Raw genomic sequence first — 25,930 nt, forward strand, 5'->3', positions numbered from 1 at the left:
GGGCAATTACTTGGAACGATAGACCTTGGCCGCGGCAATGAACTCCCGGAACAGGGGGTGGGCCTTGTTGGGACGGCTTTTCAGTTCCGGGTGGAACTGGACGCCCACAAACCAGGGGTGGTTGGGAAGCTCCACCATCTCCACCAGCCGCCCATCGGGACTGAGACCGGAGAGCACCAGGCCAGCCTGGGTGAGAGCCTGACGGTAGTCGTTGTTGAACTCGTAGCGGTGGCGGTGACGCTCGCTGATCTCCTCCTGGCCGTAGGCCCGGTAGGCAAAGGTGTCCTCCCCGGTGATGTGGCAGGGGTAGGCCCCCAGACGCATGGTGCCGCCCTTGGCGGTGACCCCACGCTGGTCGGGCATCAGGTCGATGACCGGGTGGGTGGTGGACTTGCTGAGCTCGCTGGAGTGGGCGTCGGCCATGCCGCACACGTGGCGGGCAAACTCAATGACCGCCATCTGCATGCCCAGACAGATGCCCAGGAAGGGGACCTTCTGCTCCCGGGCATAGCGCACGGCGGAAATCTTGCCCTCGATGCCCCGGTCGCCGAAGCCGCCGGGCACCAGGATACCGTCCGCCCCCGCCAGCAGCTGGGCGGCGTTTTCATCGGTGACCTGCTCGGAGTCCACCCAGCGGATGTGAACCTTTACCTCGTTCTCAATGCCGCCGTGGGTGAGGGCCTCGGCCACCGACAGATAGGCGTCATGGAGGGCCACGTACTTGCCCACCAGGGCGATCTCTACCTCGCCCTTGGGGTGCTTGGCCCGGTGGACCATGGTGGCCCACTCGGTGAGGTCGGGCATGTGGCAGATGAGACCCAGACGGCGGACCACCACGTCGGCCAGTCCCTCCCGCTCCAGCATCAGGGGCACCTCGTAGAGCAGGTCGGCGGTGAGGTTGGGAATGGCGTTTTCCACCGGAATGTTGCAGAACAGGGAGATTTTCTCCAGAATATCCTTGGGCACCGGGTAGTCGCTGCGGCAGATGATGACGTCGGGTTGGATGCCCAGGCTCAAAAGCTCCTTGGCGGAGTGCTGGGTGGGCTTGCTCTTCAGCTCGCCGGTGCCGGGAATGGCCACAATGAGGGAGACGTGGACGAACATCACGTTCTGGCGGCCCCGCTCGGCGGCCACCTGGCGGATGGACTCCAGGAAGGGCTGGGACTCGATGTCGCCCACCGTGCCGCCGATCTCCACAATGGCCACGTCGGTGTCCGGGGTGTCCAGGGAGTAAATGCAGCGCTTAATCTCGTCGGTGATGTGGGGGATAATCTGGACGGTGCCGCCCAGGTAGTCGCCCCGGCGCTCCCGGTTGAGGACGTTCCAGTACACCTTGCCGGAGGAGACGGAGGAATTGATGGTGAGATTTTCGTCAATAAACCGCTCGTAGTGGCCGAGGTCCAGGTCGGTCTCCGCTCCGTCGTCGGTGACGAACACCTCGCCGTGCTGGTAGGGGCTCATGGTGCCCGGGTCCACGTTGAGGTAGGGGTCCAGCTTCTGAACCTTCACCCGCAGGCCACGCTGCTTCAGCAGACGTCCCAGAGAGGCCGCTGTAATGCCCTTGCCCAGGCCGGATACGACGCCGCCGGTGACAAAAATGTACTTTACTGCCATAATTTAATCCCTCCGTTATAACTGTGATGGTTGGGTATAGTATGGGTACAAGCCCCGAAAAAAACACCGGGCTATTGTACGTGGAAGATAGGAAGCCGTCAAGAAAGATCTTGCCGGGTCCAAAAAGAGACGGGCGCCCCTGGGAGATCCTTCTCCCGGGGGCGCCCCATTGCGCTCAGATTATGGAATTGGCAGGAAGGGGATGAAGTCGGGAGACGGATTCATCTCGCGGCGGTTGTCCCACTGTTCCTGGGAAATGTCCGGCCAGCTCTCGTAAGTGCCGCCGGGGAGGATAACCAGAGTAATGTCATCGGAAAAGCCATAAATCTGGCAGAAATAATGAGATTTTTCCACATCCCAGGGGTCCCGGGCGGACCAGATGCTGTACTGGTAACGGTCGGTGGGAAGGACGATGGTATCAGCACCGGTCTCCCGGGCTTCGGCGATGATTTCCTCCCGCAGCTGGGTGCAGCCGGCGACGGTCCAGCAGGGAATACCCCACCGCAGCATCAGGCCTACCAGCAGTGCCGACGGCACCGTCCAGCCCCATCTGCTGCAGAGAATGTCCTGGGCCTCGTCCACGGCCAGCAGGATAAGCAGCACCATGGGCAGGAAGAAGTGGCGGTGGACCAGGGAGGAGGTGACGGACAGGGGGAGCAGGGACAGCGGGGCGGCCAGGAAGAGGAGCAGCCGCCGGAATTTCAGCGTCTTTTTCTCCTGTTGGACCAGCAGGGCCAGCAGGGGAAGGGACCAGGAGATGCAGCTGGCAATCCAGCCCGGCCGGGAGATGGTCACACCGGTCCAGAGAATCACCAGATTGTGAATGACCGGGAAAAGGGCCAGAACACAAGCGGGACGGAACCGGCTGCGCCAGAAGCCAAAGAAGGTAATGACGGCCATGGGCCAGGCCAGATGGGGCCCGAGAATGAAGGCCCGGGGCAGCAGCTCTCCCACATACTGGCGCACGATGTTGTAGGCCAGGGCCAGCAGTCCGTCCTCCAGGGAGAAGGACAGCTGTCGGTAGCCCTGCACTGCCTCCCCTGTCTCGGCCAGATCCACAAAGATGCCGTTGGAGAACATGAAGAAGGCGGCCAGCAGGGAGCCGGCCAGCATGGCCAGAGAGGGCACAAGGAAGGGCCTGTCCCGCAGGGAGAGCAGTACCATCAAAAAGCAGGCCCCGGCAAAGAGTGCCGTGAAGTTTTCCAGAAAGAGCCCCAAAAAGAGCAGGTAGAAAAAGAGAAGGATGCTCCACCGCCCCAGGTGGGTCCGGGTTTTGTCCAGCCGGCGCAGCAGCAGAAGCAGGAGCAGGAAGAACACCGTGGGCACCACAAAGTTGCCGAAGCCGGCCACCCAGAAGTAGGTCTCCCGCCACATCACCGAGGGCATCAGCAGGATCCCGGCGTTGCAGGCCACAAACAGAGGGAGAATCCGCTCCCGGCGGCCCCGGGCAGCCAGACGGGCTACAAAATAGGGCAGGGCAAACATGCAAATGCCCATGATCAGGGTCTTGAGCAGGGGGGAACGGCTCATGATGACGGCGAAGAGGTTGCCCATGTACCGGCCGTTGAGTACGCCGGTCGTCAACCACCAAAGCCCCACATCCATGCTCCACTGCCAGTCGTCCAGGGGGCTGTAAAATACCGTCCAGGCAATATATAGGTCAAAAAGCAGCATGCCGGCCAGCACGGCCCGGCGCAGGGCGGTCTGTTTTGACATCGTGCAATCCCTTCTTTATAGGATGGGGGGACAAAACCGGGAGATACGGCTCACCGATGGTAGAGGTTGTTGCTCTGGTACTGGGGCTCGCAGGTGAGCTGCAGGCCCAGCTTACGGTAGGTGACCTCGTCGGCGGGGGAGAGGATGACCGAGCAGTGGGCCTGGCAGCCTTTCAGCTGAGCCAGCACCTTCAGGGCCTCGGCGGCCTTGGGCTCCAGGTTGGCGGAGGAGGCCAGGGCGATGAGCACCTCGTCCGAGTGCAGACGGGGGTTTGCGGAGCCTAAGTACTGGACCTTGACGGTCTGGATGGGCTCGATGGCGCTCTGGGCGATGAGGTGAACGCCGTGTCCGCCGGCGCCGGAGAGCTTTTTCAGGGCGTTGAGCAGGGCGGCGGCGGAGCAGCCCATGAGCTCGGAGGTCTTGCCGGTGACAATGGAGCCGTCGGCCAGCTCAATGGCCATGGCGGGCTCGCCGGTCTCCTCGGCCAGACGGTTGGCCTCGGCCACCACGGGACGGATGTCCGTGGTGATGCCCGCCTGCTGCATAAGAAGCTCCAGCTTATACACCGCGCAGTCGCTGCCCTTGCCCTGGCGGCGCTCGCACAGGGCGTCGTAGTACCGCCGGACAATCTCCTGGCGGGCGGCAGCCTGGCAGGCCTCGTCATCGGTGATGCAGTTGCCCGCCATATTGACCCCCATGTCGGTGGGGGACTTGTAGGGGCAGGAGCCGGTGATCTCCTCAAACATGGCGGCCAGCACGGGGAAGACCTCCACGTCCCGGTTGTAGTTGACGGTGGTCTCGCCGTAGGCCTGGAGATGGAAGGGGTCAATCATGTTCACATCGTCCAGATCGGCGGTGGCCGCCTCATAGGCCAGGTTCACCGGGTGCTTGAGGGGCAGGTTCCAGATGGGGAAGGTCTCAAACTTGGCATAGCCGGCCACAATGCCCCGCTTGTGCTCGTGGTAGAGCTGGGAGAGGCAGGTGGCCATCTTGCCGCTGCCCGGGCCGGGGGCGGTGACCACCACCAGGGGGTGGGAGGTCTCAATATAGTCGTTCTTGCCGTAGCCCTCGTCGGAGACGATCTTGGCGATGTTGTGGGGGTAGCCCTCAATGGGGTAGTGGCGGTAGACCTTCACGCCCAGGGCCTCCAGCCGCTTCTGGAAGGCGTCGGCGGCGGGCTGGCCGGTGTAGCGGGTGACCACCACGCTGCCCACATAGAGCCCGCGGCCCCGGAAGATGTCGATGAGGCGCAGCACATCGCTGTCATAGGTGATGCCCAGATCGCCCCGGACCTTATTCTTCTCGATGTCTCCGGCGTTGATGGCAATGATGATCTCCGCCTTGTCCCGCAGCTGCTCCAGCATGCGGATCTTGCTGTCCGGCTCGAAGCCGGGCAGCACCCGGGAGGCGTGGTAGTCATCAAAGAGCTTGCCGCCGAACTCCAGATACAGCTTGCCGCCGAACTGGGCGATGCGGTCGCGGATGTGCTGGGACTGCATGTGCAGATATTTCTCGTTGTCAAAGCCGATTTGAGACATGATAAAACCTCCCGAAACAAGATAGAAGGCAGCGCTGCGGAGGGAAACGCGGGGCGCTGCCAAAAAAATCACCAACGTATTCTACTCTTCCCCACCATTCCCGTCAAGAGTTATGGAGGAAGAATCTTCCCGGTCAATCCAGTTCAGCCAGCTCGAAGACGCTGACGGGCAGTACATCGGCCAGGGCGGTGAGCAGGGGGGACAGGCCTCCGTCCCGCTGCAGGTTGGGGGTAAAGACCGTGGCCCGGGGATTGAGCGGTCCGGTGGGCAGAGAGATGAGGGTGACGGGGGCGCCGTCGCCCCACTCCACCAGCATGGTGCCCCGGTGGAGGGCCACTACCCGGCGTACCACGGACAGCCCCAGTCCGGCGCCCGCGCCGGCGGCGGGGATGTTCTGGTCGGAGTCCTGCTGGAGCAGGGAGGCCAGCTGCCGCTGGGAGGGGTGGTCGCCGCTGTCAGACAGGGTGAGCAGGACGCGCCCGCCCTGGGCCCGCAGGCGCAGGTGAATCTGGCCCTGACCCACGGCCCGGGCGGAGTTGGCAATGAGCTCCAGCACCATGTGCCGTAAAAGGTTTGAGTCACCGGGGATGAGCAGGGAGGCGTCGGGGCAGGCGTAGTCCAGCTCGATTCCGCCCTGGAGAAGCAGCGGCGCGGCCTCCTCCACCGTCTGGCGGCACAGCCCGGCAAAGTCCAGGGTGCCGGCAGGAACGGAGGGGTCATCCTGGTGGAGATACTCCAGATTTTTCAGCAGGCGCAGCATGCGGTAAAAGGTCTTGCGGAAGGGAGCGCTGGTGGTTTCGGCGTCCGTCTCCATCAGAAACTCCCCCATAAACTGCCGCAGCTGCCGCACCGCCCCGTCCAGCTGCACGTCGGTGATGGCGGTCTGGGCGGCGGGGCGGAAGATGAGGAGCTGACCCTGCTCCAGCGGGGTGTTGGTATAGGAAAAGGTGCTGGTCCCCACGGAGAAGAGACCGCCGCCCTGCAGCGCGGACTGGGGCAGACAGTCGGGGACGGGCCCGCCGGTCTGCAGCTGGGGCAGATAGTGGCGGGCCATGGGACTGGCACCGGCGACGGTCCCATTTTGAATCAAAACGGCGGCCTCGGAGAGGCGGTCCAGCAGTGTGATCATCGGTTCAGACATAAGCTTCCTTCCTGCCGGGCAGAGGTCCGGCGCGGCGACAGTGGTTTTGTTTTTCTATGGATAGCATGTACGAAATGTACGGAAACTCATCTGGAAAACAGTATAGCAAAGTTTGCTGTCGTCAACAAGCGAAAAAACGGAGAAAGCACCGCATGAACGGGAAAAATGTCAGGGAAACGGGAGGGGAATCGGGAAGGAAGGGGGGAATAAAACTGCCCTTAAGGGGAAAAATCAGGACAGAAAAGGGGATAAGCCCAGGCTTCCTTTGCGGTATGGCTAATTTTGCACGAAAAAATTGATGAATTCTGGAAAAAAAGTCACTATGAAAATGGATTAAAACGGGGTATAATACAGACTGAACCCAATCAAGACACAGGAATACTTGATTATTGTGAAAAGGAGTAATTCAACATGAGCATCAAAGTTGGCATCAATGGCTTTGGCCGTATCGGCCGTATGGTGTTCCGCGCCAGCCTGAATCATCCCGAGATCGAGATTGTCGGCATCAACGATCTGTGCCCCGCCGACTACCTGGCTTACATGCTGAAGTATGATACCATGCACGGCAAGTGCGAGGCCGAGGTCAGCTACACCGAGAACGCCATCGTGGTCAACGGCAAGGAGATCCCTGTCTCCGCCGAGCGTAACCCCGCCGACCTGCCCTGGGGCAAGCTGGGTGCTGAGTACGTTGTGGAGTCCACCGGCCTGTTCCTGACCAAGGAGAAGGCTCAGGGCCACCTGGACGCCGGCGCCAAGAAGGTTATCATGTCCGCTCCCTCCAAGGATGACACCCCCATGTTCGTCTGCGGCGTCAACCTGGATAAGTACACCACCGACATGAACTTCGTCTCCAACGCCTCCTGCACCACCAACTGCCTGGCCCCCATCGCCAAGGTTCTGAACGACAACTGGGGCATCAAGGACGGCCTGATGACCACCGTGCACTCCGTTACCGCTACCCAGAAGACCGTTGACGGTCCTTCCCTGAAGGATTGGCGCGGCGGCCGTGCTGCTACCGGCAACATCATCCCCTCCTCCACCGGCGCCGCCAAGGCCGTGGGCAAGGTTATCCCCTCCCTGAACGGCAAGCTGACCGGTATGTCCATGCGTGTTCCCACCCTGGACGTGTCCGTCGTTGACCTGACCGTCAACCTGGAGAAGCCCGCCAAGTACGAGGAGATCTGCGCCGCCATGAAGGCCGCCTCCGAGGGCGAGCTGAAGGGCATCCTGGGCTACACCGACGAGGCCGTTGTGTCCTCCGACTTCCTGGGCGACACCCGCACCTCCATCTTCGACGCCGACGCCGGCATCGCTCTGACCGACACCTTCGTGAAGGTCGTGTCCTGGTACGACAACGAGATCGGCTACTCCAACAAGGTTCTGGAGCTGATCAAGCACATGTACTCTGTCGACCACAAGTAATTTACCCGGTCACACAGAACAAGGAAACGCGCTCCTGCGGCAATCTGCCGCGGGAGCGCTTTTTTTGTGCGGGAGGCGAGAGAAAATAGCGGGGAAGACTTGCGCAGCCGGGCCGGGCGGGGTACTATAAAACCATAGACCACAGCAGGCCGGTCCCTCCGGCCTGAGAAAACGACCTGGGGAGGAGAAGCCTATGAAAAAAATACCTGTGGTGATGGACGTGGATACCGGAACGGATGACGCCATTGCCATCATCTGCGCCCTGATGAGCCGGGACCAGCTGGACATCAAAGCCATCACCGCCGTGGCGGGGAATGTCCCCCTGTCCGCCACTGCCTCCAACACCCTGAACATTGTGGACCTGCTGGGGCACACCGATATCCCCGTGGCCAAGGGGGCGGACCGGCCCCTGAAGCGGGAGCTGCAGTGCTCCGTCTCCCACGGGGCCACCGGCTTCGGCGACGTGGTGATTCCCGCCTCTGCCCGTCCCTTCTGTGAGAAGGACGCCGCCCAGCTCCTTCACGACATCGCGGTGGACTGTGCCGGGGAGCTCATTTACATCGGCACCGCCCCCCAGACCAACCTGGCCACGGCCCTCCAGCGCTACCCCGACCTGGTGGGGCTTATCAAAAAGGTATACCTCATGGGCGGGTGCCTGGTGGGGGGCAACACCACCCAGGCCTCGGAGTTCAACGCCTACGCCGACCCGGAGGCCATGCAGATTGTCTTCCGCTCCGGTCTGGACGTGGCCATGGTGGGCCTGGACGTCACCCTGAAGACGGCAGTGCCCATGTGGGTTAAGGAGGCAGTGGAGCGGGTGGAGACCCCCGAGGCCCAGCTGGCTTCCCAGGTCATCGACTTCTGCCTGCGGCGGAACAAGGAGTGGGGCTATGACGAGGCCAACCTCCACGACGTGGTGGCCTTCTGTGCGCTGGTGAACCCCTCGGTGCTTACCTTTAAGAAGTACTACATGGATGTGGAGACGGAGGGCACCATCACCCGGGGCATGACAGTGGCGGACTTCCGGGATGTATGCCCGGACAAGGAAAAGAATGTGTGGTGCGCCGAAGATATTGACCTGGGGCGGTTCTGGCGGTGGTTTGTGGACCTGTTCCAGAGCTGCGAAAAGAAATAAAAAAAGCGGCCCTGTCCTTCTTGGACAGGGCCGCTTGCTGGTTTCAGCGGGCCAGATGGGGGCGGAGAACCTCCAGCACCTGGTCGGCCTCCTGGGTGGTGTTGTAGCCGTGAATGCCCATGCGGATGAGGCCGCAGCGCAGGGAACAGGCGATGTCCCGGCCCCGCAGGTACTGGTAGGTCTGCTGGGGGTCGGGGGTGGAGAAGGAGACAATGGTGGAGCGGGTGTCATCCCGGAGGACACAGGGGGCCAGGTCGGCGCCCAGCTTTTTCAGCCCGTCAATGAGGTAGCCGCTCACCTGCCAGGCCTCCCGGCGGATGGCCTCAAAGCCCACCTGGTCCATCAGCTGCAGGGAGGCGTGGAGTCCGGCGATGCCCGGGGCGTTGGGCAGACCCAGCTCGAACCGGGCGGCGCCCTCCCGCCAGTCCAGGCAGTAGTCTACCGAGTCCACGTCAATTTTTACGCTGTCCGCCCCAGCGAAGGGGGGCTCCAGCTCCCGGGCCAGCTCCTCCCGGACATAGAGGAAGCCGGTGGAGAAGGGGCCCAGCAGCCACTTGGAGGCCAGGCCGGCCAGAAAGTCGATGTGGAAGCGCTTCACATCCATGGGCATGACGCCCAGGGACTGGGCACAGTCCACAATGAGGTAGGCCCCGTGGGCCTGACACCAGCTGCCGATGGCCTCCAGGTCGGTGGCAAAGCCGTCGGAAAATTCCACGCTGCTCACCGTTACCGCCCGGGTGCGGGCATCGGCGTACTGCTCCAGCCGGTCCACCGTCAGACCGCCCCCGTCGTTGGGGATAATCCGGGCCTCCACCCCCTTGGCTTTCTGCAGCCGCAGCCAGGGGTAGACATTGGAGGCAAACTCCCGGTCACACAGAATGACGTTGTCCCCCGCCTGGAGGGGCAGGGAATTGGCGGCGGAGTTGATGCCGTAGGCCACATTTTCCGTAAAAGCGATTTCCTCCGGCCGGCTGCCGATGAGCCGGGCCAGAAGCGCCTGACAGGCGGGGAAGAGCTCGGCGGCGTAGCGGTAGTACTTCATGGGCATGGCCTGCCGCAGCTCCATGCAGGCGTTCATGGCCGCAGTGACCTCCGGGGCCACCGGGCCCATGGAGGCGTTGTCAAAAAAGATGCCCTTCTCGGTGGTCTGGGAAAAGTGGCTGCGGAATGTGTCCAGTGCCATAGAAAAACCTTCTTTCTGCCCGCGGGCAAGGTGAATAAAAAACGGCCCGTCCCATGCCGGGGCACGGAACGGGCCGAAGGGGGAACAAAGCTTATTTGCCGGCCAGGCTGGGGGTGGCGCCGAAGAGCTTTCCGGCCACGGCCAGCACCCGGGGGGCCACCAGGCAGATGCAGATGATGCTCACCGGAGCCACCAGAACATTCTGGAACAGGCGGGTGGGCAGCAGCACCAGATAGGCCTTATTCATCAGCATGGTCAGCCAGTAGGTCTGGAGCAGCACGCTGCACAGCAGGGACTCGGTGATGACGCACAGGGTCACGCGGGGGATGGTGATGGGCTTGCGGTAGAGGAACAGGCCGTAGATGAGGCCGCTGAGGAAGGCGGTGGTGGCCATGGGGGGATAGTAGCCGTAGGGGCCCAGGGCGGCGATGAGGAAGTCGCCCATCACACCGGCGGCGGCGCCCCACAGGGGGCCGTAGAGCATGCCGGTAATGGACAGGGGCAGGAAAATAAAGCCGATGGTGACCAGGGGCAGCTTGATGGAAAAGAACATGCCGGCCACGACCTGGGCAGCCAGCAGCATGCCCATCATGGCAACTTTTTTGGTGGTGACGCTCATAAATGTACCCTCCGAATAAAAATTTGAATGATTGCGGGGAAGAAACGGGGAATAAGCGCTACCAAACGACAGGCATAAAAAAACCTCCCTTTTATGTAAGCGCAGCTACATAAAAAGAGGCGTCAAGCGGCAAATTCTTGTTATGTAGCAATGGGATGCGAACCTTGTATCGCTAGCTCAAAGCTATTCGTCCCACCGTCAACTCCCCGTTCGGCGGGCACTGGATACCAATGGGTATGATACGCACAAGGTCCTACTCTGCTAGTGATTTCAGGGCTCCGGCCCGAAATCGGCTACATTATATCATACCGCTGAAAAATTACAAGAGGGACGGAGAAAAAACGCAGGAATTAAATCGGAAGGGAGGCTGCACCTGCGGAAATAAGGGTAAGGCGGGGGTTTTTCTGCACAAAAAAAGGCGGCCTCTTTCGAGGCCGTCTTTTTTGCTTGTAAGCGGGGTTTGACAGGGGGCTCAGCCGTCCAGACGGCTGGCCACTTCCTCCAGATAGTTGTGCTCCACCTGCTCCAGCTTGCCGGCGTCGAAGGCGGCGGCCAGGCTGGGGTCGATGGGCAGACGGGCCAGCACCGGGGTCTCCAGCTGGGCGGCCACCTCGTCCAGGTGGCTCTCGCCGAAGATGGAGTGGCGGCTGCCGCAGTCGGGGCACTGGAAGTAGCTGTAATTCTCCACCAGACCCAGCACGGGGATGTTCATCATCCGGGCCATGTTCACCGCCTTGGTGACGATCATGGACACCAGGTCCTGGGGAGAGGTGACCACAATGACACCGTCCACCGGCAGGGACTGGAACACGGTGAGGGGCACGTCGCCCGTTCCCGGAGGCATATCCACGAACATGTAGTCCACGTCGCCCCACACCACGTCCTGCCAGAACTGGGTGACCACGCCGGCGATGACGGGGCCGCGCCAGATGACGGGGTCGGTCTCGTTGGCGGTGAGCAGGTTCAGGGACATGAGCTTGATGCCGCCAGCGGTGACGGCGGGGTCAATGCCCTCGTCGGTGCCGGTGGCCTTCTCATGGATGCCGAAGGCGGTGGGGATGGAGGGACCGGTGATGTCGGCGTCCAGAATGGCCACCTTGCGGCCCTTGCGGGCCATGGCCACCGCCAGAGAGGCGGTGACGGTGCTCTTGCCTACGCCGCCCTTGCCGCTGACCACGGCAATGACCCGGGTGATGGAGGACTTGGCATTGGCCGGGACGCGCATGTCCCGGGAGGAACAGTCAGCACTGCAGCTGGAACAGTTGTGGGTGCAGCTTTCAGACATGAAACAGGCATCTCCTTTATTCATTCCCGGAAAAACCGGGATCTTCTTACCAAACTATGAGTGTAGCGGTTTTTCCCCGCTCCGTCAAGGACTTTCCCTGCGCGGGGGACAAATTCAGCGCACCAGGGTATTTTCAGTGGGGATGTCCTCCCGCCCCTCCTGAACGGAGAAGTAGTAGGAAAAGATCTCCGCCGCCATGGCGCCCAGCTCAGAACCGCTGCCGCCGTGCTCCACGGCGATGGCCATGGCGATTTCCGGGTCATCATAGGGGGCGAAGCAGACGAAGACGGCGTTGGACTCGGTCTGGGCACTGACCTGGGCGGAGCCCGTCTTGGCGCCCACCTGGACCGGGAGGTCCTGGAAGTACTTAGCCACCGAGCCCTCGGTGGTCAGAGCCAGCATGCCCGCCTTCACCGCGTTCAGGTTTTCGTCCTGAATCTCAATGGTGGCCACCGCCTCCGGCTCGTAGGTGTAGAGAATCTGAGAGAAGTCGTTGGATTTGACCTCCTTGAGCAGGTGGGTGGAGTAGCGGGTGCCGCCGTTGACCAAGGTGGCGATATAGTTGGCCAGCTGGATGGGGGTGACCTGGGTGTTGTCCTGGCCGATGGCCACGTTGAGGATGTTGCCCTCGTACCACTTCTGGCCCAGGGCCTCGGACCGCTCGGGGCTGCCCACGCCGCCCACCTTTTCCGGCAGTTCAATGCCCGTCTTCTGGCCCAGGCCGAAGCGGGTGGCGTAGTCCACCAGAGTGTCGATGCCCACCCGGCGGCCCACGTCGTAGAAGAAGTAGTTGCAGGAGACCTCGATGGCCTCGGAAACGTCGATAAGGCCGTGCTTCTGGCCGTACTGGCGGTAGTACCAGCACTTGGGCTGGGGGCTGGACCAGTAGGTGTAGATACCCTCGTCCCGGATCTTGGTGTCCGGGGTGATGATGCCGGTCTCCAGAGCGGCGATGGCAGTGATCATTTTAAAGGTGGAGCCGGGGGGGTAGAGGCCGTTGAGGGCACGGTTCACCAGGGGGTTGAGAGGATTGGAGGAGTTTTCCGCCCAGTCCTGGGAGAAATTGGCCAGGGAGTAGGTGGGGTAGGAGGCGGAGGCCAGCACGTCGCCGCTGTCCACATCCAGCACCACGCAGGCGGCACCTTCCACTTCCTTACTTTCCAGGTTGGGCAGGGACTCGGCCAGGGTGTCCTCCACCTTCTTCTGAAGGTCGATGTCGATGGTGAGCACCACGTTGTCTCCGGGCTGGGGCTCGCTCTGCCAGGCCTCGGAGACCACCTTGCCGCTGGTGTTGCGCTCCACAATGCGCTCCCCGGAGGTGCCCCGCAGGTAGGACTCGAAGGCCAGCTCCACGCCCTCCTTGCCCACGGTGTCGTCCATCTGGTAGTCGGACTTGCCGTCGCCGTCCTCGTCCAGGTTTTTGTAGTAGTCCCATTCCTCCTGATAGATGGGACCCACCCGGCCCAGAATGTGGGCGGCGTAGTCGGTGTGATACTGACGGACGGTGGCCGCCTCAATGACCACACCGTTAAGGCTCTTCTCCTTCACGCGGGAGATGAAGTCGATGTCCACATCCTCGGCAAAAATATAGGAATTCCAGGTGATTTCCTGGGAACGCAGGGTAACCTCGTACATTACGCCGGCCAGGGCGCGGGCCTCCAGGGGGTCCATGTCGCCGATGTTCAGAGTGGGCACCGTCTCGCCGGTCTTTTCGGCCTCCTTCCGGTCCACGGCCCCCTCGCCTTGAATGGAGAAGCTCTCACACATTTTTCCCAGAAGCTCCTCCGCTGTGAGGTAGGTGGGGGGCGTGTTGTCCTTGGCGGTGGAGGGAGTGGTCTCAGGGGTGGGATCGCTGCCGGTGAGGAAGGCTTTGATTTTGTCCCACAACCCCGGCTCCTTGGCGGCAGGCTCCTCCTGAGGTTCCTCCTCTTCCTCCGGCTGGGCCGTGGGGTCGGAAATCCACCCCATCTTCACCGCCAGCTTGCCCAGCTGGGTGAGCGATTGGATGGTGTTCCCCTCCTCGTCGGTGGAGGTGGTGTAGTAGGGCTGCTCTGTGGTGAAGGTGAAGGGCTGGGTCTGGGAGATGGGCAGAGTGTCCGTCCATGTCACACCGGCCTCCCGGCAGATAGCCAGCAGAGTGGAGAGGGTGTCATTGCGGTACTGCTCCGGGGTGCGGGTATCCTCCGGGTCGGGGCTCTTTTGCAGAAGGTCGGGGTCCAGGGTGACCTGATAGACCACCTCGTTGGAGACCAGCACCCGGCCGTTCCGGTCCAGAATCTGGCCCCGGGCGGCCTCCACCGTCTCTGTCTCGGCAATTTTATATTGGGATTGGCGGTAGTAGTCCTCGCCGTTGTTGATCTGCAGATCGTAGAGGGCGGAGCCCATTCCGGTGAGGATCAGGGCCAGAAGCACCACTATCGCGCACAGACGTCGGGAAAATTGTTTGGGGTCCATGAAAGGGACACCTCCTTGCCAGGGGAAATGGGAGTCAGGCCAGCTTGGTTCCGCCCACGCGGCGGAAAATGGCCCGGAAAATAACGTAGATGACCGGAGTCCAGAGCATGGTCAGCAGCCATTCGGGGGCGGCTACCTGCAAAAGAGCGGGCAAATCCGCCAGATCGGCCAGCAGAAGGCGGAAAATCTGCTGGAGATCCAGCAGGGCCACCACACCGGCGGCGCACAGCATGCACCCGGCCAGGGACTGGCTCAATGCGTACTGGCACAGGGCGCCGGAGGCCATGCCCATGAGGGACAGGAGGAACACCCGGCTGCCGTACCCGCCGGGGTAGGCCAGCGCCCACAGAAGGCCCACGCCCATGCCGAAGCCGGCTCCGGCGTGGGCGCCCTCCAGGACGGCCACCGCCACCACCGCCACCGGCAGCAGAATGGGGGTGGTGCCAAACAGAGGAAAGCGGGGGAGAATATAGGCGTCCAGCAGCCAGATGGGCACCAGGCCCAGGGTGTAGATCAGCCATTTGTGCATCAGGTCCCGTCGGGTCAAGGGAGGACCTCCTCTCGGAAAACTGGGGTGGGGCGGTTATTCCACAATGTCAAAATCCTTAATGACAAACACTTCAATGAGGGAGCTGAGATCCACGTCGGGGGTGACCACGGCGTAGCGGGTCATGCCGGAGGGGTCGGTAAACACGCCCTCCACCTGGCCCACCACCAGACCGGAGGGGTACACGTCCCCCTTGCCGGAGGTGAGCACCTCGTCTCCGGAGACCAACTGGGCCCCCTCGGGCAGGTAGTTGAGCTTCAGCTTGCCCTGGCTCATAAGGGAGAAGTCGCCCTCCAGCACGCCGGCGGAGTAGGTGCGGGTGACGATGCCGCCCATTTCAATGTCGGTGTTGATAACGGTGGAGACGGTGCACCAGTTGGTGCCCACCTCGGACACCACACCCACCAGTACGCCCGTCTCGGTGATGACGCAGTTGCCCGCGGCGATGCCGGCGGCGGAGCCCTTGCTCAGGGTGAGGGTGGACTCCCAGTTGGAGTTGGAGCGGGCGGTGACCTTGGCGTTTTCAAAGACAAAGTCCTGCCGCTGCTGCTGCAGTTTCAGAAGATCCCGCAGCTGCTCGTTTTCCCGGCTGTCCTCCTCGCCCTGGCGGACCTGCTCCTCCAGCTGGGACACCTGCAGGCGCAGATCCTCCAGCTCCTGCTGCATCTCCCCGTAGCGGAAGACGTAGGTGGACACACCGTCCGCCCAGTCCAGCACCGCGGAGATGCCGCCCCGGATGGGGGAGGTGACCGCCTGCACCACATTGGCCAGGGGATTGGCGCTGCCGCCCAGCAGTACGGAGCTCAGGGTAATGACCAGAGACAGCAGCAGGGCGATGGCCAAAAGCCATATTCCGTTTTGACGCAGAAAGTTTTTCACCTGGCTTACTCCTCCCTCGGGGACCCGGCCAGGGCGTCCACCCCGAATTTCAGCAGCATCCGGCCCAGCCGGCACACCGGCAGGCCCACCACATTGCAGTAGTCCCCTTCAATGCCCTCCACCAGCAGAGCCCCAAGGCCCTGGATGCCATAGGAGCCGGCCTTGTCCATGGGCTCGCCGGTGCGGACATAGGTGTCAATTTCCGCCGGGGACAGGGGGCGGAAACGGACGTGGGTGGCCTCATGCTGGGTGAGGACCTCTCCGTCCCGGCGCACGGTCACGCCGGTGTATACGGTGTGGCTCCGACCGGAGAGCAGGGAGAGCATCTCCCTGGCCTGGGCTTCGTCCCGGGGCTTGCCCAGAACGGTCCCGTCAATGGCCACCACCGTGTCGGCGGCGATGATAAGGTCCCCGGGGTCCGAACGTCCGGCCACCTCCTCCGCCTTCTGGCGGGAGAGCGCCTCCACCAGCTGAGCGGGAGTGAGACCGGGATCGGTCCGCTCCTCCCCCAGGGCGGGACGGATGATAAATTGAGTCAGGCCCATCTGGCCCAGCAGCTCCCGGCGTCGGGGCGACTGGGAGGCGAGAATGATGGCCATGGAAACACCTCTTTGTGTGAAATATGGGGCTCAGCCCTCCAGCTGCACGCAGTTGGGGCCGCCCTCCAGGGTGCCGCGGACCCGCAGGTCGTGCTCCCACTGGTAGTCAGCGTCGTGGAACCAGAATTCAAAGGAGCCGTCGGCCCAGACCTGGACGGATTCCGGCTCCAGCCGTCCGGCCAGCTCCTCCAGGGAAAGCGACCGCATTCCCTCCTCCAATTCCTGGTTCTGGAGGGGCAGCTGCTCTGCGGCATAAGACCGCACCCGCCCGTCCCAGTCGCCCTGGGCGGACATGAGGGCCCGGGCGGTCTCCTGAGCCTTTGCCATCTCCTCCTCTGGCCCTTGGTCGTACACCAGCTGGATGGACTGGCCCTGCCAGTCCACGTCGGCCTGGAACCAGTTTACCGTGCGGTTGAGCACAAAGGTGCCCAGGTCGGCCACATACAGGCTGACCTCCTGGGTCTGCTCGTCCAGAATGGCCTTCAGCTCCGGGTCCATCACCGGACCGGGCAGGCCCACCAGCAAAAAGCGGTTGTCCCCCATGCCCTGGCGTACCCGGGCCTGGATGATGGAGTCGGGCGGGGCCAGACGGCGCAGATAGGTGAGCAGCTTGTCATCCGCCAGGGCCACCAGACCGGTGTCCTCCCGGTGGATGGGGCCGGCATCCTCCCGCCAGGCGGTGAGAGGCAAGGTGACGGTGCGGTACTCCTCCCCTTCGTCCTCCTCGCCGCCGCCGAAGCCGTTGGCCCCGGTGATGGCCAGAATGTCGAATTCCTCCTGCCAGAACTGGGCGCCCAGAGCGGCAGCCTTGGGGTGACGGGAGAGGGCGGCCTCCCGGACCTCCTCCTGGGGTTCCTGCTTCTTTCCAAACAGCTTGAACATGGCGTGTTCCTCCTTGGATGGGCTTACTGGCCGGTGGAGCCGAAGCCCCCCGCACCCCGCTCCGTCTCGTCCAGTTCGTCCACCAGACGGACCTGGGCCTGGACCACGGGGGTGATCATCAGTTGGGCGATGCGGTCGCCGGGGCTTACGGTGTAGTCCTCCTTGCCCGAGTTCTGGAGGCCCACCATCACCTCACCCCGGTAGTCGCTGTCAATGACGCCCACGCAGTTGGCGGGGGCCACGCCGTGCTTGATGCCCAGGCCGCTGCGGGCAAAGACCAGGGCCACGAAGTCGGCCGAGGGCAGGGCGATGGCAAGTCCGGTGGGGATGACGGCCCGCCCCCCGGCGGGGATGGTCACCGCCTCGTCCACACAGGCGTGGAGGTCCATGGCGGCGGAGCCGGGGGTGGCGTAAAAGGGAGCGGGAATCTCCCGGCCGATTTTGGGGGAGAGGGCTTTGATTTTCAGTTCCATACTTGGTTCCTCGCAGTGTTTTATAGAATCAGGAGGGAGAGGCCGGCTGGGCCGGTTCTCCGGACTCCTTTGCGGCGGCGCGCACGGCCCGCCAGGTTTCGAACAGGTTCTCGTGCTCCACCGAGCGGGGCTCAAAGCGCAGGCACTTGAACACCAGGTCCATGATGATGCCGTTGCCCAGAATGGTGATGACGGTGCCCAGTCCCGGGGGAACCCCCATCAGGATGCTGGCCACCAGCACAGCGGCCAGCAGGGCGATGTTGATAAGGCCGATGGAGAACCGGGGGATGCGTTTGCCCAGGGCCACCAGCATGGCGTCCCGGGGTCCGCAGGACAGTCCCTGCTTCATGTAGAAGTAGGCGCCGATAAACATAATGACCAGACCCACCAACATGAGCACCAGCTGCACCGGCAGGGAGTCGGACATGGGGACCCATCCGGTCCACAAAAAGAAGTCGGTGGCCCAGCCCACCACCAGGGCATCCAGAATGGTGCCCAGGCCGATGGGCTCCCGCAGCAGCAGGTCCAGGCCGATGACCAGCAGGGAGATGAGAATGGAGGCATTGCCGAAGGTCCAGCCGGTGTGGTTGGCCAGACCCTGGCTCAGAGCGTTCCAGGGGGACAGGCCGATGTTGGCCTGAATCTGCAGATAGGTGCCGAAACCGTAAACCGCCAGACCGAAGGCGGCCAGAAGCGAGCGCTTACCCCGGTCCCGGAGCAGCCGGACCAGGGGAGGGGTGCAGTGCATGGAAAACGACCTCCCGATTTCAGTTGAACTGTTTTGTATCTGTGGGGAACCTTATTCCACATCCCGGTAGTAAAGACCCCGGGTGTACTCATTGGGTTGGTAGGAGCCCCGGCCCAGGTAGCGGTCCATCACCTGGACGCACTCCGAGGCGTTTTCGGTGGTGAAGTGGAGCCGTCCGGCCCACAGGCCGGCCCGCTGCCAGTCGTTCCACTTGTCGGCCAGGAAGAGCTTTTTGCTGTTCAGAATCTCGTTGCGGCAGCCCCAGGCCTTTACCACGGGGAAGCGCTCTCCCTTCCGGTCCACCAGCTGGTTGACGCCGGTGCAGGTGTGCTGGCCGGAACGGTTATAGATGATGCAGTTTTCGGTAATCATCAGGGGCAGCCGTCCGTAGGCCACAAACTCCAGGGGAATGGCCTTGGACAGGTCCCGGATCTGGGCCAGCTTCAGCTCGAAGGAGGCGGTGGCGGCCACAAAGCCCAGGCGCTTCAATTCCTTCAGGCTCTGGCTGTTGTAGACCCCGATGCCGAAGTCGGACCGCACCCGGAAGCCCAGCCCCATGGCCCGCCGGGCCACCCCCAGGGTGCCGGCCAGGGCCTCTTCCACACCCAGGCGGCGCAGGGTCACCAGGGCGTCCTCCAGGGCCTGGGTCTCTCCGTCGGAGCAGATCCGGGGCAGCAGGGCGGCCACAGGCACGCCGGCCTGCTGGCAGCGCTCCAGGGCCTGGGGATTCTCCGCCGCCTCCTGGGCGGGGAGATAGATGAGAGCGGGCTTGCGGGCCAGCAGCTCGCCGCTGAGCTGGTCCAAGCGACTGAGGGAGACGGTAATCCGAGGGGGCTCCTCCTGGTTTTCATACCGCACGCCGGGGCGGAAGGGCTCCTTGCGCCGCTGGGGCAGAGCCACCCGCTGGGCGGACAGGTCGTCCAGCACCTGCCGCCGCAGACCGTTGAGGGCGGACAGGGGGAGGGACAGGCCGTCGGATACCCGGGCCAGGGCCTTCTCGCACACATAGGGGGTGCCCCCGGTGCGCTGGAGCTGGCCCTCCACCTTCTCCCGGGTGAGGGGGACGTTCCTTGCCTCCTCGGGCACCGGGCCCTCCGCCTGGGCCACGTGGCCCTCCTTGTCCTGAGCGGCCACCTGGGCGGGCTGGCCCGGCTCAATGAGGGCGTAGAAGCGCACCGGCTCCTTCCGGTGCTCCCCGTTTTCGTAGGTGGCTCGGGCCTGGGCAAAGAGCTCCCGGGGCTCCTTCTCCTCCTGGCGTATCCCGAACATGTCCGGGCCCTTGTGGCCCAGGAAGTAGCCGTCGGTAAAGCCCTGGCGGGAGAAGGCCTGCTCCAGGGCGGTGAGCTCCTCCGCCGTGGGCTCCCGGCCCTCCCGGATGGCCCGGGAGTAGACCCCGGTGACGATGGCTACATACTCCGGCCGCTTCATCCGGCCCTCCAGCTTGATGCACTTGACCCCCATCTCCTCCACCTCCTTGAGGTGGCCGGCCAGGGACATGTCCTTGAGGGAGAGAGGATAGCTGTCGGCCTTGTTGCCCCAGCCGTACTTCAGCCGGCAGGGCTGGGCGCACAGACCCCGGTTGCCGCTCCGACCGCCGATGACGGAGGAGAAGAAGCACTGTCCGGAGTAGCACATGCACAGAGCTCCATGGCCAAAAATCTCAATTTCCACTGGGGAGTTCTGGCAGATATAGGCAATCTGGTCCCGGCTGAGCTCCCGGGAGAGCACCACCCGGGTCATGCCCAGATCGGCGCACAGCTTCACCCCGTCCAGGGAGTGGACGCTCATCTGGGTGGAGGCGTGGATGGGCAGGTCGGGGGCCGTCTGGCGCACCATCCGGGCCACGCCCAGGTCCTGTACCAGCACCGCGTCCACGCCGATGTCACTGGCGTGGGCGGCCACCTGGGCCGCGCCGGGCAGCTCCCGGTCGGTGAGCAGGGTGTTGAGGGTGAGGTAGACCTTGCACCCTCTCAGATGGCAGTAAGAAACCGCCGCCGCAGCTTCCTCATCCGTGAAGTTCTTCGCGTTGCGGCGGGCGTTGAAATCTCCGTATCCAAGATAGACCGCGTCGGCGCCGTTCTGCACCGCGGCGGTGACCGACTCCATGGAGCCGGCGGGGGCGAGAAGCTCCAGCATGGGTGTGACCTCCTGGCGTGAATGAAAGCGGGGCGGCGGCCGCCCCGTCTCTCTCTTACTTCCGGTTCTGCAGCTTGAAGATCTCCCGCTTACACTCGGACACCTCCGCCTTCAGGCGGCTGGCTTCCTCCAGGCTCTCTTTCAGCTGGCGGCGCAGGTTCTCCGAAGCCTCCTGCTCCTTGAAAAATTCGTCGGCAATATTCATAGCCGTCAGCACGGCGGCGTCCGCCTGGGACAGGCGGCTGCCGGACAGCTCCCGAAGCTGGCTGTCCACGTGGGCGGCGCATCGATGTACGTAGGTCTCATCTTCCACGGCTACCATGGTGTACTCCTGGCCGGCGATGGTGACCACCACTTTGTTCTTCATCAGAACTCCTCCCCTTATCTCTGTCAGTCGTGGGTGGGCGCAAAAGCCCAACTTACTCATCATTATACCACAGGCACCCCCGTTTGAAAAATAAATAATCCATGAATTTTTCTCTTTTTCCAGCCGGTTTCCCGGCAAAAGGGGGAGGGGAGCAGGCAGGGGGAATTTCCTGTTTACGGGGGACGAAATTTGCGGTAGAATACCACAGTGGGGCAAAGCCCCACTGTGGTATTTTGACGTTTGAGAAAGGAGGCGGGGCCCATGCCCCAGACCATGCTGCCGGGCAGTCTTCTGGCCATGACGGGCCAGACGGCGGATCGGCTCATTCAGCTGGACAGCGGCGACGCGGCCCTGCTGTACCTTTACCTGCTGCGCAGGGGGGACCTGCGGGGGCTCAGCTGGCCGGAGGCGCGGCTGCGCCCCGCCCTGGAGAGCCTGAAGAAGGTGGGCCTGGCCCCGGCGGAGGAGGCCCTGCCCGACCCGGAGCCCCAGGAGACGCCCCCGCCGGAGTACTCCACCGCCGACATCACCGACGCCCTGGAGGACGGGCAGAGCCCCTTCTCCGCCCTGTGCGACGCGGTGGAGCACCGCCTGGGCAAGCGGCTGTCGGCCAGCGATTTGAAGAGCCTCTATACCCTCTACGACCACCTGGCCCTGCCCGCCGAGGTCATCCTCATGCTGGTGGGCTGGTGCACCGAGGAGATGGAGCGGAAATACGGCGCCGGGCGCAAGCCCCGCCTGTCCCAGATTAGCCGGGAGGGCTTTGCCTGGGCCCGCCGGGGCATCGACACCATGGAGCGGGCGGAGGCCCACATCCAGCGCCTCACCCGGCTTCGCAGCCGGGAGGGGGAGGTCCTGCGTCTTCTGGACATCCCCGTGCGCCCCCTGGTGGAGCGGGAGCGCACCTACATCGCGGCCTGGGACGAGATGGGCTTCGACGACGAGACCATCCGCCTGGCCTACGAGAAGACGGTTTTGAAGAAACAGTCCATGGACTGGAGCTATATGAACGGCATCCTCCGCCGCTGGCACGAGAAGGGGCTGCATACCGCCGCCGCCGTCCGGGCGGGGGACCGGGACCCCAGGCCGGTGCAGGCGGGGGGCCAGCAGCGGCCCGCACCCGCCCCCGCAGGGGAGGAGCGCCGGGCCCGGGAGGATATGGACCGCATGCGCCGCATGCTGGAGCGGATGAAGCAGGAGGAGGGAACATAAGCCCATGGCATACGACGCAAACGTGCTGCACCGGGCGGTGGAGCAGCTGGAGGAGCGGCGCCGGGCCCGCGGGGACCGGCTGGAGCGCCTGCGGGCGGAGGTCTACGCCAAGGAGCCCAGGCTGGAGCGGCTGGACAAGCAGCTCCAGGGCACCATGTCCCAGCTGGTCGCCGCCGCTCTGCGCCAGGGAGAGGACCCGGCCAAGGCGGTGCGGGACATCAAGGAGCGCAACCTGGACCTGCAGCGGGAGCGGGCGGTGCTGCTGGGGGCCATGGGGCTTCCCGAGGACGCCCTGGACGATAAGCCTGAATGCCCCCTGTGCCGGGACACGGGCTGGCAGGGAGCCAAGATGTGCCAGTGTCTCCAGAAGCTGTGCGCCCAGGAGCAGATCCGGGAGCTCTCCAAGCTGCTGGACCTGGGGGAGCAGTCATTTGACTCCTTCCGTATGGACTATTACAGCCAGACTCCATGGCCCGGGCGGGGCGCCTCCCCCCGGGAGAATATGGAGCTGGTGTACGAGGTGTGCCTGAACTACGCCCAGAAATTCGGCCGCTTCTACTTCAAAAATCTGTTTCTGTCCGGGGCCCCCGGGCTGGGCAAGACCTTCCTGTCTGCATGCATCGCCCGCACCGTGTCGGAGAACGGCTTCTCCGTGGTGTACGACACGGCGGGCAACATCTTCGCCCAGTTTGAGGCCCGGAAGTTCCAGCGGGACAGCGACGACGGCCGGGAGGCCAAGGACGAGACCCGCCGGTACCTCAACTGCGACCTGCTCATCCTGGACGATTTGGGCAGCGAGCTCACCACCCAGTTTACCCAGTCCGCCCTCTATGAGCTGGTGAACACCCGCCTGGTAGCGGGGCGGAACACGGTCATCTCCTCCAACCTTACCCTGGAGGAGGCCGCCCGGCGCTACTCGCCCCAGATTTCCTCCCGCCTGGAGGGGGAGTACCATGTGCTCCACTTCTTCGGGGACGACATCCGCCTCTTGAAGAAAAACCGCCTGTGAGGGCGGGAACCCCTTGAAAAATCCCGGGGAGAGCCTTTCCTGCCCCGGGGAATCTGTGTTACAATGAGAAAAAAGCCCGGGGGCCCTGCCCGCCGGGAACACTACATCCGACCGTGGAGGAACCATCTATGCCCTATGCCATTCTCGCCCTGGTTCTGGTGGGCGTTGACCAGCTGGTGAAGTACCTGGTGCTCACCTATATTCCCCTGGGGGCCCATGTGCCCTTCATTCCCTACCTGGTGGAGCTGACCTACGTGAAGAACACGGGGGCCGCCTTCTCCCTGTTCAATCAGCATACCTGGCTTTTGACCCTCGTTTCCCTGGTGATGTCCCTGGTGCTGGCCGCCGCCCTGTGGAAGGGCTTCTTCCGCCACCCCCTGGGACGGGTGACCCTCACCCTGCTGCTGGCGGGGGCGGTGGGCAACCTTATTGACCGGGCCTTCCGGGGCTTTGTGGTGGACATGTTCAACTTCCTGTTCATGAACTTTGCCGTCTTCAACGTGGCGGACATCTGCGTGGTGGTGGGAGGCATCGCCGCCGCCCTCTACTACCTGTTCCTGGCGGGAAAGCTGGAGCCCGGGTGGAAGGACGGAGGGGACCATGGAAACAAAGACGCTGACCGCTGACCAGGCGGGGGAGCGGCTGGACGCCTTCCTGGCCCGGAGCCTCCCCGATCTCACCCGGTCTGCCGCCCAGCGCCTTCTGGAGGAGGGGGCGGTAACCCTGGGGGGGAAGCCCGCCAAAAAGAACACCAAAACCGCCCCGGGGGATGTGGTGGAGGTCACCCTCCCCGACCCCCAGCCGGTGGAGGTGGTTCCCCAGAACATCCCCCTGGACATTGTCTATGAGGACGCCGACGTCATTGTGGTGAACAAGCCCGTGGGGCTGGTGGTTCACCCCGCTCCCGGCCATCCGGACGGGACGCTGGTCAACGCCCTGTTATATCACTGTGGGGAATCACTCTCCGGAATCAACGGGGAGCTGCGCCCCGGCATTGTCCACCGCATCGACCGGGACACCTCGGGGCTCATCATTGCGGCCAAAAATGACCGGGCCCATCTGGCCCTGTCCGCCCAGCTCCAGGACCACACCCTGGCCCGGGTCTACGAGGCGGTGGTGGTGGGCAACCTGCGGGAGGACAGCGGCACGGTGAACGCCCCCATCGGCCGCCACCCGGTGGACCGGAAGAAGATGGCCGTTGAGCCCCGGAACGGCCGCCCGGCGGTGACCCACTGGCGGGTGCTGGCCCGCTATCCAGGCTATACCCATGTGGAGTGCCGGCTGGAGACGGGGCGCACCCACCAGATCCGGGTACACATGGCCTCCATCGGCCATCCCCTCCTGGGGGACACGGTGTACGGCAGCAAAAAGCCCTGGCCGGGGCTGGCGGGACAGTGCCTCCACGCCCGGAAGCTGCGCTTTATCCACCCCTCTACCGGGGAGCCGGTGGAGGTGGAGTGTCCGCTGCCCGACTGGTTTGAGAAGGTGCTGAAGCAGCTGGACCGGTAACAAAAAAGAAGAGGCCCGGCACGGGGAGCGCTCCCTGTGCCGGGCTTTTTTATGACCACCGCCGGAGAGGGGCGGAGTGCTGTTTATCGGGCGGGATAGCGGACGGTGGCGGCCCGGAGCTGACGGGTCACCGTGTCGCACAGGTCGAAGTAGAAGCGGAGGTAGGCGGTTTTGGCCTCCCGTTCTTTCTGCTGCTGGGCCAGATACTGCCGCCAGTGGGCACACTGTTTGTGGCATCCGGTTTGAAAGTTGGGACATTGACCCTGACAGGGAAGCATAGGCGGTTCCTCCTTCTAGGTCGGGAGCGGCGCGGGGGCCGGCCCCGTGAGCTATGTTCAGCATAGCACATGGAAAAAGAAAATGCCGTCTCATTGAGGTAAAATGGAGATAAAATCTGAGGACAGCGTTAAGGCAAATATGATTTGCTTGCCCGAGAGGCGGGGGGATGGTACCATGGGAGCAGAAAAGGAGGGGGCTTTATGAATCCCATTGCCGTCAACATCAAAAATCTGCGCCGGGAGAAGGGGCTCAGTCAGGAGCAGTTTGCCCAGGCGCTCCACGTCACCCGACAGACCGTATCCGCCTGGGAACGGGGCGTGTCCCAGCCGGGACTGGACACATTAGGGGAGATGGCCCGGGTGCTGGAGGTGGAGCCGGAGCGGCTTCTCTACGGCGGGGCGGGGAAGAAGGGGCCCGGTTACCGAAAGGTGTCCTTCTGGCCGGTGCTGGGGGTCATTTTCCCCTTTTTCCTCATAGGAATTTATATTCTTCCCTGGCCGATTAGCCTGTTGTTGGGGGGCTCAGACTTGGTCTATCTGTTGAGCGGGCAGCTCTTTCTGGCCATGGTGACGGTGTCCTGCTACTGCTCCCTGAGGGCTATACTTTTATAGGACGATAAAAATCGTCCTTTTAAATTGCAAAAAAGACTATCAAAGAAAGCGGAAAAATTTTGAGATTTTTTGAAAAACAGTTCCGCTTTACACCCCTGTTTTCTCCTATTAGTGAGGAAGTAATATCTTTAATTACAAAACAGATTACATACATTACCTACCAACTTGGGTAAATATTCAATATATTTTATACCGCAAGAATAATATAACGGAAATTTAACGGAGGATATGAAAATGAAAAAAGTAGGGAGTACAGATATAGCAATAGCATGTTCTGTTTTAGGGATTATTGCGTGTATTATACTTATTATAGATGCGTTTTTATCTGGTGGAAGTAAGACACTACCAATCATTTTATTGTGTACTTGTTCAGCAAACTTGTGTGTAAATGTTAAGGTAAAAAAGGACAAAGACAATAAGTAAATTCCAGTTTGTTGTTATTCATAAAATAGAATATTTGAATGACAGAAAACATCGTAGAAATACGGTGTTTTTTACTATTCAAAACCCCAAATTTAATACATAACCACAGGTTAGTACAAATACTTTATGTGATTTTTTGAAAGGCTTTG

The 25,930-nt window shown here is 62.7% G+C and carries 25 protein-coding genes and 1 riboswitch; of the genes, 8 read left to right on the plus strand and 17 right to left on the minus strand.

Annotation, left to right across the window (positions count from 1 at the left end; all coding sequences use genetic code 11):
* Positions 1 to 6: 6 nt before the first annotated feature.
* The 4 genes from pyrG to AC3YUO_RS10060 all read right to left on the minus strand — a co-directional run bounded on the left by pyrG (position 7) and on the right by AC3YUO_RS10060 (position 6,009).
* Positions 7 to 1,614 (minus strand): CTP synthase, encoded by a 1,608-nt coding sequence (gene pyrG / locus AC3YUO_RS10045; protein WP_489962901.1) that lies wholly within the window; start codon positions 1,612 to 1,614, stop codon positions 7 to 9.
* A 180-nt stretch (positions 1,615 to 1,794) separates the two neighbouring features.
* Positions 1,795 to 3,330, minus strand: a complete 1,536-nt coding sequence (locus AC3YUO_RS10050) for a DUF6056 family protein (RefSeq protein WP_489962902.1) — start codon at positions 3,328 to 3,330, stop codon at positions 1,795 to 1,797.
* 50 nt (positions 3,331 to 3,380) lie between these two features.
* A complete protein-coding gene (locus AC3YUO_RS10055) occupies positions 3,381 to 4,868 on the minus strand; it encodes a DUF1846 domain-containing protein (protein WP_489962903.1) in 1,488 nt (495 codons plus the stop codon).
* 133 nt (positions 4,869 to 5,001) lie between these two features.
* Complete coding sequence (locus AC3YUO_RS10060) at positions 5,002 to 6,009, minus strand: sensor histidine kinase (RefSeq protein WP_489962904.1); 1,008 nt, start codon at positions 6,007 to 6,009, stop codon at positions 5,002 to 5,004.
* 411 nt (positions 6,010 to 6,420) lie between these two features.
* On the opposite strand from AC3YUO_RS10060, the gene gap reads away from it, so the two are divergent.
* Together gap and AC3YUO_RS10070 are read left to right on the plus strand one after the other, a co-directional pair.
* Positions 6,421 to 7,431 carry a type I glyceraldehyde-3-phosphate dehydrogenase gene (gene gap, locus AC3YUO_RS10065; protein WP_489962905.1) on the plus strand — a complete coding sequence of 337 codons (1,011 nt, stop codon included), beginning with the start codon at positions 6,421 to 6,423 and terminating at the stop codon, positions 7,429 to 7,431.
* A 193-nt stretch (positions 7,432 to 7,624) separates the two neighbouring features.
* Positions 7,625 to 8,566, plus strand: coding sequence for a nucleoside hydrolase (locus AC3YUO_RS10070; RefSeq protein ID WP_489962906.1), 942 nt, complete (start codon positions 7,625 to 7,627; stop codon positions 8,564 to 8,566).
* A 43-nt stretch (positions 8,567 to 8,609) separates the two neighbouring features.
* Here AC3YUO_RS10070 and AC3YUO_RS10075 read toward each other — a convergent pair whose 3' ends face one another.
* The 12 genes from AC3YUO_RS10075 to AC3YUO_RS10130 all read right to left on the minus strand — a co-directional run bounded on the left by AC3YUO_RS10075 (position 8,610) and on the right by AC3YUO_RS10130 (position 20,738).
* A complete protein-coding gene (locus AC3YUO_RS10075; protein WP_489962907.1) occupies positions 8,610 to 9,749 on the minus strand; it encodes an aminotransferase class V-fold PLP-dependent enzyme in 1,140 nt (379 codons plus the stop codon).
* Between the two features lie 91 nt (positions 9,750 to 9,840).
* Positions 9,841 to 10,368, minus strand: a complete 528-nt coding sequence (locus AC3YUO_RS10080) for a folate family ECF transporter S component (RefSeq protein ID WP_489962908.1) — start codon at positions 10,366 to 10,368, stop codon at positions 9,841 to 9,843.
* A 146-nt stretch (positions 10,369 to 10,514) separates the two neighbouring features.
* Positions 10,515 to 10,631: riboswitch (THF riboswitch) on the minus strand.
* Between the two features lie 209 nt (positions 10,632 to 10,840).
* Positions 10,841 to 11,653, minus strand: coding sequence for a P-loop NTPase (locus AC3YUO_RS10085; RefSeq protein ID WP_489962909.1), 813 nt, complete (start codon positions 11,651 to 11,653; stop codon positions 10,841 to 10,843).
* Positions 11,654 to 11,767: 114 nt separating this feature from the next.
* Positions 11,768 to 14,107 carry a penicillin-binding transpeptidase domain-containing protein gene (locus AC3YUO_RS10090; RefSeq protein WP_489962910.1) on the minus strand — a complete coding sequence of 780 codons (2,340 nt, stop codon included), beginning with the start codon at positions 14,105 to 14,107 and terminating at the stop codon, positions 11,768 to 11,770.
* 34 nt (positions 14,108 to 14,141) lie between these two features.
* Positions 14,142 to 14,654, minus strand: coding sequence for a rod shape-determining protein MreD (locus AC3YUO_RS10095; protein ID WP_489962911.1), 513 nt, complete (start codon positions 14,652 to 14,654; stop codon positions 14,142 to 14,144).
* Between the two features lie 36 nt (positions 14,655 to 14,690).
* Entirely contained in the window at positions 14,691 to 15,533 is an 843-nt protein-coding gene (gene mreC, locus AC3YUO_RS10100) for a rod shape-determining protein MreC (protein ID WP_489962912.1), read from the minus strand.
* A 5-nt stretch (positions 15,534 to 15,538) separates the two neighbouring features.
* On the minus strand, positions 15,539 to 16,132 hold the full coding sequence (locus tag AC3YUO_RS10105; protein ID WP_489962913.1) for a Maf family protein: 594 nt from the start codon (positions 16,130 to 16,132) through the stop codon (positions 15,539 to 15,541).
* 30 nt (positions 16,133 to 16,162) lie between these two features.
* Positions 16,163 to 17,014: a DUF2262 domain-containing protein gene (locus tag AC3YUO_RS10110; protein ID WP_489962914.1), complete on the minus strand. Its 852-nt coding sequence runs from the start codon at positions 17,012 to 17,014 to the stop codon at positions 16,163 to 16,165.
* A 23-nt stretch (positions 17,015 to 17,037) separates the two neighbouring features.
* Positions 17,038 to 17,487: a dUTP diphosphatase gene (gene dut / locus AC3YUO_RS10115; RefSeq protein WP_489962915.1), complete on the minus strand. Its 450-nt coding sequence runs from the start codon at positions 17,485 to 17,487 to the stop codon at positions 17,038 to 17,040.
* A 28-nt stretch (positions 17,488 to 17,515) separates the two neighbouring features.
* Complete coding sequence (locus tag AC3YUO_RS10120) at positions 17,516 to 18,235, minus strand: YczE/YyaS/YitT family protein (RefSeq protein WP_489962916.1); 720 nt, start codon at positions 18,233 to 18,235, stop codon at positions 17,516 to 17,518.
* 51 nt (positions 18,236 to 18,286) lie between these two features.
* Positions 18,287 to 20,371 (minus strand): U32 family peptidase, encoded by a 2,085-nt coding sequence (locus AC3YUO_RS10125; RefSeq protein ID WP_489962917.1) that lies wholly within the window; start codon positions 20,369 to 20,371, stop codon positions 18,287 to 18,289.
* 55 nt (positions 20,372 to 20,426) lie between these two features.
* Positions 20,427 to 20,738 (minus strand): cell division protein ZapA, encoded by a 312-nt coding sequence (locus AC3YUO_RS10130; protein ID WP_489962918.1) that lies wholly within the window; start codon positions 20,736 to 20,738, stop codon positions 20,427 to 20,429.
* A gap of 261 nt (positions 20,739 to 20,999) precedes the next feature.
* On the opposite strand from AC3YUO_RS10130, the gene AC3YUO_RS10135 reads away from it, so the two are divergent.
* From AC3YUO_RS10135 to AC3YUO_RS10150, 4 genes are all read left to right on the plus strand, one after another.
* Positions 21,000 to 21,950, plus strand: a complete 951-nt coding sequence (locus AC3YUO_RS10135) for a DnaD domain protein (RefSeq protein ID WP_489962919.1) — start codon at positions 21,000 to 21,002, stop codon at positions 21,948 to 21,950.
* Positions 21,951 to 21,954: 4 nt separating this feature from the next.
* On the plus strand, positions 21,955 to 22,959 hold the full coding sequence (locus tag AC3YUO_RS10140; RefSeq protein WP_489962920.1) for an ATP-binding protein: 1,005 nt from the start codon (positions 21,955 to 21,957) through the stop codon (positions 22,957 to 22,959).
* Between the two features lie 128 nt (positions 22,960 to 23,087).
* The gene (lspA, locus tag AC3YUO_RS10145; protein ID WP_489962921.1) at positions 23,088 to 23,585 is read left to right on the plus strand and encodes a signal peptidase II; all 498 of its coding nucleotides are present in this window, start codon (positions 23,088 to 23,090) and stop codon (positions 23,583 to 23,585) included.
* A complete protein-coding gene (locus tag AC3YUO_RS10150) occupies positions 23,560 to 24,468 on the plus strand; it encodes an RluA family pseudouridine synthase (protein WP_489962922.1) in 909 nt (302 codons plus the stop codon). The genes lspA and AC3YUO_RS10150 overlap by 26 nt, the downstream gene beginning before the upstream one ends.
* 83 nt (positions 24,469 to 24,551) lie before the next feature.
* On the opposite strand, the gene AC3YUO_RS10155 is transcribed toward AC3YUO_RS10150, so the two are convergent.
* Positions 24,552 to 24,746, minus strand: coding sequence for a hypothetical protein (locus tag AC3YUO_RS10155; protein WP_118643511.1), 195 nt, complete (start codon positions 24,744 to 24,746; stop codon positions 24,552 to 24,554).
* 201 nt (positions 24,747 to 24,947) lie between these two features.
* Between AC3YUO_RS10155 and AC3YUO_RS10160 the strand changes: the two genes are divergently transcribed.
* Together AC3YUO_RS10160 and AC3YUO_RS10165 are read left to right on the plus strand one after the other, a co-directional pair.
* Positions 24,948 to 25,358, plus strand: coding sequence for a helix-turn-helix domain-containing protein (locus AC3YUO_RS10160; RefSeq protein WP_489962923.1), 411 nt, complete (start codon positions 24,948 to 24,950; stop codon positions 25,356 to 25,358).
* Positions 25,359 to 25,592: 234 nt separating this feature from the next.
* A complete protein-coding gene (locus AC3YUO_RS10165; RefSeq protein WP_489962924.1) occupies positions 25,593 to 25,781 on the plus strand; it encodes a hypothetical protein in 189 nt (62 codons plus the stop codon).
* Positions 25,782 to 25,930 lie beyond the last annotated feature (149 nt).

Source organism: Pseudoflavonifractor sp. HNCC25GI2 (assembly GCF_058136395.1).

What these genes read in the sequence shown, in the direction of transcription:
- gap (WP_489962905.1), top strand. Translation starts at nt 6,421, where the DNA reads ATGAGCATCAAAGTTGGCATCAATGGCTTTGGCCGTATCGGCCGTATG.
- AC3YUO_RS10050 (WP_489962902.1), bottom strand. Translation starts at nt 3,330, where the DNA reads ATGTCAAAACAGACCGCCCTGCGCCGGGCCGTGCTGGCCGGCATGCTG.
- AC3YUO_RS10105 (WP_489962913.1), bottom strand. Translation starts at nt 16,132, where the DNA reads ATGGCCATCATTCTCGCCTCCCAGTCGCCCCGACGCCGGGAGCTGCTG.
- AC3YUO_RS10165 (WP_489962924.1), top strand. Translation starts at nt 25,593, where the DNA reads ATGAAAAAAGTAGGGAGTACAGATATAGCAATAGCATGTTCTGTTTTA.
- AC3YUO_RS10160 (WP_489962923.1), top strand. Translation starts at nt 24,948, where the DNA reads ATGAATCCCATTGCCGTCAACATCAAAAATCTGCGCCGGGAGAAGGGG.
- dut (WP_489962915.1), bottom strand. Translation starts at nt 17,487, where the DNA reads ATGGAACTGAAAATCAAAGCCCTCTCCCCCAAAATCGGCCGGGAGATT.
- pyrG (WP_489962901.1), bottom strand. Translation starts at nt 1,614, where the DNA reads ATGGCAGTAAAGTACATTTTTGTCACCGGCGGCGTCGTATCCGGCCTG.
- lspA (WP_489962921.1), top strand. Translation starts at nt 23,088, where the DNA reads ATGCCCTATGCCATTCTCGCCCTGGTTCTGGTGGGCGTTGACCAGCTG.
- AC3YUO_RS10080 (WP_489962908.1), bottom strand. Translation starts at nt 10,368, where the DNA reads ATGAGCGTCACCACCAAAAAAGTTGCCATGATGGGCATGCTGCTGGCT.
- AC3YUO_RS10150 (WP_489962922.1), top strand. Translation starts at nt 23,560, where the DNA reads ATGGAAACAAAGACGCTGACCGCTGACCAGGCGGGGGAGCGGCTGGAC.
- AC3YUO_RS10060 (WP_489962904.1), bottom strand. Translation starts at nt 6,009, where the DNA reads ATGTCTGAACCGATGATCACACTGCTGGACCGCCTCTCCGAGGCCGCC.
- AC3YUO_RS10070 (WP_489962906.1), top strand. Translation starts at nt 7,625, where the DNA reads ATGAAAAAAATACCTGTGGTGATGGACGTGGATACCGGAACGGATGAC.
- AC3YUO_RS10155 (WP_118643511.1), bottom strand. Translation starts at nt 24,746, where the DNA reads ATGCTTCCCTGTCAGGGTCAATGTCCCAACTTTCAAACCGGATGCCAC.
- AC3YUO_RS10090 (WP_489962910.1), bottom strand. Translation starts at nt 14,107, where the DNA reads ATGGACCCCAAACAATTTTCCCGACGTCTGTGCGCGATAGTGGTGCTT.
- AC3YUO_RS10135 (WP_489962919.1), top strand. Translation starts at nt 21,000, where the DNA reads ATGCCCCAGACCATGCTGCCGGGCAGTCTTCTGGCCATGACGGGCCAG.
- AC3YUO_RS10125 (WP_489962917.1), bottom strand. Translation starts at nt 20,371, where the DNA reads ATGCTGGAGCTTCTCGCCCCCGCCGGCTCCATGGAGTCGGTCACCGCC.
- AC3YUO_RS10055 (WP_489962903.1), bottom strand. Translation starts at nt 4,868, where the DNA reads ATGTCTCAAATCGGCTTTGACAACGAGAAATATCTGCACATGCAGTCC.
- AC3YUO_RS10140 (WP_489962920.1), top strand. Translation starts at nt 21,955, where the DNA reads ATGGCATACGACGCAAACGTGCTGCACCGGGCGGTGGAGCAGCTGGAG.
- AC3YUO_RS10110 (WP_489962914.1), bottom strand. Translation starts at nt 17,014, where the DNA reads ATGTTCAAGCTGTTTGGAAAGAAGCAGGAACCCCAGGAGGAGGTCCGG.
- AC3YUO_RS10085 (WP_489962909.1), bottom strand. Translation starts at nt 11,653, where the DNA reads ATGTCTGAAAGCTGCACCCACAACTGTTCCAGCTGCAGTGCTGACTGT.
- AC3YUO_RS10120 (WP_489962916.1), bottom strand. Translation starts at nt 18,235, where the DNA reads ATGCACTGCACCCCTCCCCTGGTCCGGCTGCTCCGGGACCGGGGTAAG.
- AC3YUO_RS10075 (WP_489962907.1), bottom strand. Translation starts at nt 9,749, where the DNA reads ATGGCACTGGACACATTCCGCAGCCACTTTTCCCAGACCACCGAGAAG.
- AC3YUO_RS10130 (WP_489962918.1), bottom strand. Translation starts at nt 20,738, where the DNA reads ATGAAGAACAAAGTGGTGGTCACCATCGCCGGCCAGGAGTACACCATG.